Origin of the sequence: Winogradskyella sp., assembly GCF_013213975.1 — a bacterium.
Taxonomy (GTDB): domain Bacteria; phylum Bacteroidota; class Bacteroidia; order Flavobacteriales; family Flavobacteriaceae; genus Winogradskyella.
Genome location: NZ_JABSST010000098.1, coordinates 1 through 8,882, shown reverse-complemented (window position 1 = coordinate 8,882; position 8,882 = coordinate 1). Strand labels below are relative to the sequence as shown.

Genomic DNA, 8,882 nt, shown 5'->3' with positions numbered 1-8,882 from the left:
ATGGTTAACTTTACTAAAGCTAGTAAGTTTAAAGTATTCATTCCTTCCTTTAAATTAAGTGCTCCTTTTGCACTTAATTAAGATTTATAATCCTCAATATAATCAAAGCGGAACTCATTTCCATTTTGTTCGATATGAAAAAATAAACAATTGGAATAATGAACAAACTCATATGTTAAATTGATATCAAATCCAGCTTTGCCCACCTTATATATGCCGTCACAATCTATATTTCCATAAGGTGAAATTCTCCTAAATCTAAAATTAGTTGCAGTCTTTAAATCATATAGCTCAAACCATGCTCCTGCTGCTATACCACTTAACCACTGCGCATGCTCTGCCTTAATATCATTAGGCTTGGCTTGGAGTGTACCAACTAAACTTGGACTATAATGCTTTAACGGATCAAGGAACAAACGACAGTTTTCCCTGCCGACCGAGGAATTAAATTTAGTTATCTCACCTTCTTCTGAAATTATAAAAACATCATCCTCAGTATCCGCAATGACGACATTACCAATAGTACTTGGTGTAAACCACTTAGATTTAATTAATTGCGTTTGAATTTTAGTATGAGTTACTGAAGCGATTAAAGTATCTGTTACAAATCGGGCACAGTTGCACGCCTCTTTCATAAATGCAGCATATCTAATAAATCCTCGAGATTGCATAGCATCAATATGACTTCTTGCTAAATCATAATTAATAGCATTACAAACAGAAGCATACAAATTACCATCGCCATGAGTAAGTTTTGGATGTGTTGCAAGGAACTTTAGAATCTCCTCTAAATTAGTAATTGTATCATTTTCAATTTCAGCAATAATATGAAAGTTCAACTCAAAATCTGTTTCTCGTCCTCGCACTCTACCATTTGGTTCAGAAGTGATATAGCGTCCAAAATCGTGATATTCTAATACCCCTGTGGATTTTTGAATTAAGACCAACGCGGCATGGCCAGCTCTAACATGTTTTTTGCTACCCACAAATGCAAACCTTAAAAACTTTGAGTACCACTCATCAGCATGAGAAACAATAGTCTCTGGATAAGCAAGTGTTAATATAAAAGCATCGTTTTGAGGCATAAGCTCATGAAAAAAATTCAATCGCAACTTACAAAAAATATAGATGGATATTTCACACAACAATAACGTTCAAAATCTAGAAATTTTTATAAATATTGTAACTTTACACAATCAAAAATTGAAACTAAAAAACAAATCATATTATGGGAAAAGGATTCTTTAATGTTCCAGTAGCTGTAAACGAACCTGTTAAGTCTTATGCGCCAGGAACACCAGAACGCGACGCTGTATTAGAGACTTACAAATCAATGTTCAACAGTAAAGTTGAAGTGCCTTTATTCATCAATGGTGAGGACATTAAAACTGGGAATACCAGAACCATGTCTCCGCCACATAATCATCAGCATATTGTTGGTGAATATCATTTGGCAGAAAAAAGCCATGTAGAAGCTGCTATTGCTACAGCATTAGAAGCACGCAAAACTTGGTCTCAAATGCCTTGGGAACAACGTGCTGGTATCTTTTTAAAAGCAGCTGAATTAATTGCTGGACCTTACAGAGCTCGAATTAATGCAGCAACTATGATTGCACAGTCTAAAACTATTCACCAAGCTGAAATAGACGCCGCATGCGAGTTTATTGACTTCTTACGCTTCAATGTTCAGTTTATGACTGATATTTATATGGAGCAACCTGAAAGTACAAGTGACGCCTGGAATAGAATTGAATACAGACCGCTAGAAGGATTTACTTACGCAGTAACACCGTTTAACTTTACAGCTATTGCTGGAAATTTACCTGCTTGTATGGCGCTAATGGGTAATGTGGTTGTATGGAAGCCTAGCGATAGTCAAGTTTACTCTGCAAAAGTGATCATGGATGTATTTAAAGAAGCTGGAGTACCTGATGGAGTTATTAACGTTGTTTTTGGTGATCCAGTGATGATTACAAATACAGTGTTGTCAAGTCCAGATTTTTCTGGTTTACATTTTACAGGCTCTACCTTTATTTTCAAAGAGCTTTGGAAGCAAATAGGCGAAAACATTCATACCTACAAAACATACCCTCGAATTGTTGGAGAAACTGGTGGAAAGGACTTCATCATTGCGCACAAATCTGCAAATGCTAAGCAAGTTGCAACAGCAATCTCAAGAGGTGCATTTGAATTTCAAGGTCAAAAATGTAGTGCTGCTTCTAGAGCCTACATACCAAAAAGCCTGTGGGCAGATGTAAAAAGGTTCTTGTTAGACGATATAAACTCATTCAAAATGGGCTCACCTGAGGATATGAGTAATTTTATTACAGCTGTAATTCACGAAGGATCATTTGATAAGTTAGCTAAATATATTGATGGAGCTAAGAATGATAGTGATGCAGAAATAATTGCAGGAGGTGGATATGATAAATCAAAAGGTTATTTCATTGAACCTACAGTTATTGTAACGACAAATCCAAAATACACAACAATGTGTACTGAATTATTTGGGCCGATTATTACGATTTATGTATATGAAGATAATGCCTATTCAGATACTTTAAAGATAGTTGATGAAACAAGTGAATATGCACTTACAGGTGCGGTATTATCAACAGACAGATATGCTGTTGATGAAGCTACAACAGCCCTACAAAATTCAGCAGGTAATTTTTATATAAATGATAAACCAACTGGTGCTGTTGTTGGTCAACAACCATTTGGGGGAGCGAGAGCATCTGGAACAAATGACAAAGCTGGAAGTGCTCAAAATTTATTAAGATGGGTATCGCCAAGACTCATTAAAGAAACTTTTGTTACACCAACAGATTACAGATATCCGTTTTTAGGATAAAAACATAAACTACTGATAATTAAATCCCTTAAGAGTAAATTACTTTTAAGGGTTTTTTTTTGCACTTCATAGAAAAATACCGTTATGACAGACTTGCCCCTACTAAACTTTGTATCTTTTCGATCTTAAGATAATATTAGTACTATGAAAAAACTTTACTTTATATTTTTAGTATTCATTCCAACTTTGATTGCAGCACAGACCGCTTTCAGTTCTGGAATTACTCCTGATTTATCCTCCTATGGTGAAGCAACAAATTATCCAGGCGAAGGAGAATATCAAATATTTTTAGGAGCTGACGGTATCCTTAATAAACCTATCATTCTAGTCGATGGTTTTGACCCAGGCGACACAAGAGATATTACAGGACTTTATAGTTCATTGGATTTTACAAATGCTTCTGGATCTCAAAATCTTGCAGATCTTCTTAGAGCACAGGATTTTGATGTGGTCATTTTAAATTTCCCGGTCTATCTAAGAACTGGAGATGGTGTGACTATTGATGGAGGAACAGATTTTATTGAAAGAAACGCAATGCTGCTTGTAGAGCTTTTGGATATTATAAATACAGCCAAAGCAAGCAATAATCCTGAAGAAAATGTAATTATTGGTCCAAGTATGGGAGGTTTAATCACTCGATACGCCTTAAACTACATGGAAGCCAATACACTAGATACAGACACCCGTTTGTATATATCGTTCGACGCACCGCATCATGGCGCAAATGTTCCTATTGGACTGCAACATCAGTTGAACTTTCTGGCAAATAATGCTACGCAGCCAATTACCGAAATTCAACCTTTAATTGATACATTCTTAAAATCACCTGCCGCAAGGCAACTATTAGTAGATCATCTTGAAGGCCATTTACTTTCTGGCAATCTTGTTGAGTTTGATCCTAACCTTACCTTACCGGTTTCCCATCCATTCAGAACTCAATTTGTTAACAATATTAATAGTTTTAATGCATCAGGGTTTCCTTCAACTACAAGAAACGTTGCTATTATTAATGGTAGCGGTACTGGAAACCCATATTTCGCCATTGGTAATTCAGGTACCCTAGTAACTAATGGCTTTACTGTTCTTAGTGATAGTTTTACAGCACCTGCTGGTCCCTTTACAGCAGTTATTGACGTTGGTATTAATATGACTCCTGCCGCTGGCTTAACAACATCAGTAAGTGAGATTTCAATCTCAGTCTTTGGCATAGAGGTAGAAGGATCCAATGCTGATAGTGAGGCTTTTACATTTTCTGACGGTATGGATTCCGCGCCAGGTGGATTATTTGATCTTTCTGGTTTAACAGGTGATATTGCATCTGGTGGAGGTACTGCAGCAGATTTTCTAAACGCCTTACAAATTGATAAATTTAGCTTTATTCCATCAGTTAGTGCATTAGCATTAGAAATAACTAACGATGAAATAGATTGGCACCACGATATTGATTTGGACTCTAGAGCAACAACTAACAATACTCCATTCGTTAACACCTTTGTTCCCGTTGATAATGAACCACATGTGCAATTGACTGAAGACAATGTTAATTTTGCATTAACAGAAATTCTCACACCACCATTAGGAATAGGTAAAGGCTCAGAATTTTCATTTCAGTTAGAGACTAATCCAGTCGATTCAAACTTGGTATTACTTTCTGATTTTAATGGTAAGGCTGTTCTCAATATTATTGATGTGACTGGTAAAATTGTTTTCAATCATGCCTTACAATTGAATAATCGAAATACAGTACCAGTGGATCTAGAATCTGGATTTTACATCCTAGATATTACTACAGAAAACAAGACTACATATACAACCAAGTTTTTAGCGAACTAAAGTAAATATACTTTTAAAATGAAAAGCCCTGAGAAAGGGCTTTTCATTTATGTTTCATTGGCAGATGAATCACTTTTTTGGTTTCAAAAAAGTCTTCTTCAAAATAATCGGATAGTAAATAAGCTTTTACCTTAGCATATTGTTTTAACTCTTCAGTTAAATCACCCCCTTTAAGATACAAGATCCCATTCTTTAAAATATTGTTCTGCTTCTTAGAGATCTTTCCTTTTACCCATTTTGTAAATTCAGGCATCGCAGTCACTGCTCTACTCACTATAAAATCATAAGTCTCATCAATAGCTTCTACTCTACTATGGGTGGTTCTTATATTGGTTAACTCAATACTATCTGCAACACCTTTAATAACTTTCAGTTTCTTATTAATACTGTCAACTAAATGAAATTGACAATTGGGAAATAAAATCGCCAATGGTACACCAGGGAATCCACCACCAGTCCCAACATCTAAAATTGATGCCCCATCAGCAAAGGGCATCACTTTTGCAATTCCCAGGGAATGCAATACATGTCTTAAGTACAATTCATCAATATCTTTTCTTGAAATGACATTGATCTTGGTATTCCATTCCTTATATAATGCTTCGAGTTGTCCAAACTGTTGCACCTGCTTATCTGTTAATTCTGGAAAATATTTTAGGATTAGATCCATAGAATTCATTTTGTGCAAAAATACATTATTTAAATGTGTATAATTTTAAGATAAAACCATAAGGCTTCGATTTAATTATTAGTTATCTTTGAAGCATTATACTTAAACTAAACCCTAAACGTTATAGCAACAAATACGAATTGAAATGGCACAACAAACCTTATCTTTTTCTAGAGTCGATTCCGCTAAATTTTTTAGAACATTAAATAAGCGTGTAAACAACTATTTTAAAGAGAATAATATCAAACGCACAGGTAATTGGCAACTATGGGTCAAAACTGTGGTCATGTTTGCTATTTTTCTAACTCCTTATTTCTTACTCTTAACATTAGATATTTCAACTTGGGCGCAAATTCTTTTAACCATAGTGATGGGTATTGGAATGGCTGGAGTTGGCATGAATGTTATGCATGACGGAAATCATGGTTCATTCTCAAATAAAGAATGGATAAACAGATTAATGGGAAGTAGCATTTATATACTAGCAGGAAATGTTTACAATTGGAAAGTACAACACAACGTATTGCATCATACTTACACCAATATACATGGACATGATGAAGACTTAGAAGCGGGTAGAATTTTACGTTTTTCTAAACACGCTGAATGGCATAAACACCACAGATTTCAGCACTATTATTCAATTTTTTTATATGGCTTATTAACTATAAACTGGGCAATAACCACGGACTTTCAACAGATGAGACGTTATATGAAGCGTAAACTCTCTTATGGTAAATTCCCTAATCCAATTTTAAATTGGAGCAAGCTTGTTATCTCTAAGATTTTATATGTTTCGCTTTGGATTGTTTTACCAATTTTACTCACTGACTTGGCTTGGTACGAGGTTTTAATTGGCTTTTTTATCATGCATTATGTAGCTGGTTTAATCCTTAGTGTGGTATTTCAACTTGCTCATGTTATGGATGAAGCTGAAATGCACTTACCTGAAAAAGATGGTACTATGAAAAATACTTGGGCCATTCACCAATTAAAAACCACTGTAAATTTTGGCGCAAAAAATTGGCTGATCAACTGGTATACAGGTGGATTAAACCATCAGGTTGAACACCACATTTTTCCGCATATTAGTCACATTCACTATGGTAAAATTGCCAAAATTGTAAAGGATACGGCAAAAGAATTTAATTTACCATACAAAGAATACGAAACTACGAGAAAAGCTATCGCAGCGCATTTTAAATTTCTAAAAGAAATGGGAATGCGTCCAGCAGTGCAGGTGTAATTACTATACAAAAATTAACATGAACCAACTTTCAGATAGAATTAACAATCTATCGACTTCAGCAACCCTTGCCATGGCCGCTAAAGCCAGAGAATTAAGAGAAGAGGGAAAAGACATTATTGGATTAAGTCTTGGAGAACCGGATTTTAATACTCCAAATTTTGTAAAAGAAGCAGCAATAGAAGCTGTAAACGATAACTATAACAGTTATACACCTGTTGATGGTTACGGTGAATTAAAAGATGCTATTATCACAAAGTTTAAGCGTGATAATAACCTTGATTATACGAAATCTCAAATTGTTGTTTCTACAGGAGCAAAACAAGCCTTATATAATATTGCTTCTGTCATGCTTAATGATGGTGATGAAGTTATTTTACCATGCCCTTATTGGGTTAGTTACAGCGATATTGTAAAGCTTAATGGTGGTGTACCCGTTGAAGTTAAGACAGATATATCGAATGACTTTAAAATGACAGCCGCTCAATTAGAGGCTGCTATAACACCAAAAACCAAAATGCTTTGGTACAGCTCTCCTTGTAACCCAAGCGGATCTGTATACAGCAAAGATGAATTAAGAGCTATTGCAGACGTTTTACAGAAACATCCTAACATCTATGTTGTTTCTGATGAAATATATGAACATATCAATTTCATTGGCGGCCATTACAGCATAGCACAATTTGAAGATATGTATTCTAGAACTATTACCGTAAATGGTGTCTCGAAAGCATTCGCAATGACTGGTTGGAGAATCGGATATATTGGTGCTCCTGATTGGATTGCAAGAGCTTGTAATAAAATGCAAGGTCAAGTAACAAGTGGTGCCAATTGTATTGCACAACGCGCTGTAATTACAGCCCTAGAAGCACACCCTTCTAAGATACAGTATATGGTTGATGAGTTTAAAGTACGTCGTAAACTTATACTAGGTCTTCTTGATGATGTTGAAGGGTTTAAAACAAACGAACCTGAAGGAGCTTTTTATGTTTTTCCGGATATTTCTGCTTATTTCGGGACAACAATGCGAGGAAAAACTATTAATAATGCTTCAGATATGGCTATGTATTTACTAGAAGAAGCTAATGTTGCAACGGTAACTGGTGATGCGTTTGGTAACCCAAATTGCATTAGGATTTCATATGCGGCCTCAGAAGACCATATTAAAGAAGCAATAAAAAGAATAAAATTGGCCTTAACATAATAACACCAATCACTTTAATAGGAGAAAAGCTCTAACGCCTTAATACACGTTAGAGCTTTTTTTATGATGTATATATCATCCAAACCAAAATACCGATTATTAGAACCGATAACATCATTACTTTTATCCAAAGTAGTTTCTTTTCTCTTTTAATTCTCTCACGAATTTCCTTTAACTGTTGAGGTATAGCATTTGGTAAATTACCTGTTGATTGTCTTTGTTTATTATTACCACCTATGGTCTTTCTGAACCGCTTAGATTGATTAAGCATTATACTCGTATTACTTTTGAGTGTGCTAATCATTGATTCACCGAACGGCATCGTAAAAAATTTTATTTATTTAAAAAGAAAAACACCTGCTATCGACAATGACACTATGATAGTAACAACAATAATCTTAGTCATTCTTATCCTGTTTTCTTTTCTAAGTTTATCTCTGATTTCAATGAGTAACTCAGGAGTTGCCACCGGAAAATCGTACTGAGGTTTTATGCCTGAGCGCTTCCCAGGCACATGTTTAAACTTAATTCTTTTAGTGCGCATTTTCTCGTTATTCTTTAACGAGGTAATCATTGCTTGAATTACTCCAAAACTCATAATTCTTAGATTTAAGGTTGATTGAATTTTAGCAATACACAATTATGTCCATGTAAAAAAAAATGAACTGCACTAACAATAAAAGGCATGCATACATACCAGTTAAAAAGGTCTATAAAATTAGTATGTGCTACTAGAAAATAGCGACTAAAGCAATGGCAAAGAAGGATAATTTTAAAACCATACCTACATGATTTACCATATTTAATTGCGAAGATTTAATACGCTGTCTAATTCCAAATACAGATTTTGTGGTTGACTTGCTAAAATTGTGCTTAACAATCGATTTGTAATTAGAGTTTAATAATCCATTGGTAGTGTAATGAGACACCGCAATGGGTTCTGGTACTGATTCTAAGGTTTGATTTAATACTAATGCCATGATTCTAATTTTTTAATTGGTTACGCTAATAAGACGTATTACAAAAAAAAATGTTACACCTTGAATCGCAACTATAGCAAAAGGTTGGATGCATT

The 8,882-nt window shown here is 34.8% G+C and carries 9 protein-coding genes and 1 pseudogene; 5 read left to right on the top strand and 5 right to left on the bottom strand.

Going from position 1 to position 8,882, the window contains the following annotated elements; all coding sequences use genetic code 11:
* Window positions 1–81 (top strand): annotated as a pseudogene (locus HRU49_RS13020) (Co2+/Mg2+ efflux protein ApaG); the annotation flags it as partial.
* Here the strand turns inward: HRU49_RS13020 and HRU49_RS13015 are convergent.
* Window positions 78–1,112: a DUF6695 family protein gene (locus HRU49_RS13015; RefSeq protein ID WP_296357860.1), complete on the bottom strand. Its 1,035-nt coding sequence runs from the start codon at window positions 1,110–1,112 to the stop codon at window positions 78–80. The pseudogene HRU49_RS13020 and the gene HRU49_RS13015 sit on opposite strands and share 4 nt — an antisense overlap.
* A 116-nt stretch (window positions 1,113–1,228) precedes the next feature.
* Here HRU49_RS13015 and pruA point away from each other — a divergent pair, with 116 nt between their 5' ends.
* Both pruA and HRU49_RS13005 read left to right on the top strand, forming a co-directional pair.
* Window positions 1,229–2,854, top strand: a complete 1,626-nt coding sequence (gene pruA / locus HRU49_RS13010) for an L-glutamate gamma-semialdehyde dehydrogenase (protein WP_296357858.1) — start codon at window positions 1,229–1,231, stop codon at window positions 2,852–2,854.
* A 144-nt stretch (window positions 2,855–2,998) separates the two neighbouring features.
* Window positions 2,999–4,687: a T9SS type A sorting domain-containing protein gene (locus HRU49_RS13005; RefSeq protein ID WP_296357854.1), complete on the top strand. Its 1,689-nt coding sequence runs from the start codon at window positions 2,999–3,001 to the stop codon at window positions 4,685–4,687.
* 43 nt (window positions 4,688–4,730) lie between these two features.
* On the opposite strand, the gene rsmG is transcribed toward HRU49_RS13005, so the two are convergent.
* Window positions 4,731–5,357 carry a 16S rRNA (guanine(527)-N(7))-methyltransferase RsmG gene (gene rsmG, locus HRU49_RS13000; RefSeq protein ID WP_296357851.1) on the bottom strand — a complete coding sequence of 209 codons (627 nt, stop codon included), beginning with the start codon at window positions 5,355–5,357 and terminating at the stop codon, window positions 4,731–4,733.
* 145 nt (window positions 5,358–5,502) lie between these two features.
* On the opposite strand from rsmG, the gene HRU49_RS12995 reads away from it, so the two are divergent.
* Together HRU49_RS12995 and HRU49_RS12990 are read left to right on the top strand one after the other, a co-directional pair.
* Window positions 5,503–6,603, top strand: a complete 1,101-nt coding sequence (locus tag HRU49_RS12995) for an acyl-CoA desaturase (protein ID WP_296357849.1) — start codon at window positions 5,503–5,505, stop codon at window positions 6,601–6,603.
* 19 nt (window positions 6,604–6,622) lie between these two features.
* Window positions 6,623–7,807 (top strand): pyridoxal phosphate-dependent aminotransferase, encoded by a 1,185-nt coding sequence (locus tag HRU49_RS12990; protein WP_296357847.1) that lies wholly within the window; start codon window positions 6,623–6,625, stop codon window positions 7,805–7,807.
* A gap of 61 nt (window positions 7,808–7,868) precedes the next feature.
* Here the strand turns inward: HRU49_RS12990 and HRU49_RS12985 are convergent, their stop codons facing one another.
* The 3 genes from HRU49_RS12985 to HRU49_RS12975 form a co-directional block, all read right to left on the bottom strand.
* Complete coding sequence (locus HRU49_RS12985) at window positions 7,869–8,078, bottom strand: hypothetical protein (protein ID WP_296357845.1); 210 nt, start codon at window positions 8,076–8,078, stop codon at window positions 7,869–7,871.
* 66 nt (window positions 8,079–8,144) lie between these two features.
* A complete protein-coding gene (locus HRU49_RS12980; RefSeq protein ID WP_296357843.1) occupies window positions 8,145–8,405 on the bottom strand; it encodes a hypothetical protein in 261 nt (86 codons plus the stop codon).
* 133 nt (window positions 8,406–8,538) lie between these two features.
* Window positions 8,539–8,787, bottom strand: coding sequence for a hypothetical protein (locus HRU49_RS12975; protein ID WP_296357841.1), 249 nt, complete (start codon window positions 8,785–8,787; stop codon window positions 8,539–8,541).
* Window positions 8,788–8,882: the final 95 nt, after the last annotated feature.

What these genes read in the sequence shown, in the direction of transcription:
- pruA (WP_296357858.1), top strand. Translation starts at nt 1,229, where the DNA reads ATGGGAAAAGGATTCTTTAATGTTCCAGTAGCTGTAAACGAACCTGTT.
- HRU49_RS13005 (WP_296357854.1), top strand. Translation starts at nt 2,999, where the DNA reads ATGAAAAAACTTTACTTTATATTTTTAGTATTCATTCCAACTTTGATT.
- rsmG (WP_296357851.1), bottom strand. Translation starts at nt 5,357, where the DNA reads ATGGATCTAATCCTAAAATATTTTCCAGAATTAACAGATAAGCAGGTG.
- HRU49_RS12995 (WP_296357849.1), top strand. Translation starts at nt 5,503, where the DNA reads ATGGCACAACAAACCTTATCTTTTTCTAGAGTCGATTCCGCTAAATTT.
- HRU49_RS12990 (WP_296357847.1), top strand. Translation starts at nt 6,623, where the DNA reads ATGAACCAACTTTCAGATAGAATTAACAATCTATCGACTTCAGCAACC.
- HRU49_RS12985 (WP_296357845.1), bottom strand. Translation starts at nt 8,078, where the DNA reads ATGCTTAATCAATCTAAGCGGTTCAGAAAGACCATAGGTGGTAATAAT.
- HRU49_RS12980 (WP_296357843.1), bottom strand. Translation starts at nt 8,405, where the DNA reads ATGAGTTTTGGAGTAATTCAAGCAATGATTACCTCGTTAAAGAATAAC.
- HRU49_RS12975 (WP_296357841.1), bottom strand. Translation starts at nt 8,787, where the DNA reads ATGGCATTAGTATTAAATCAAACCTTAGAATCAGTACCAGAACCCATT.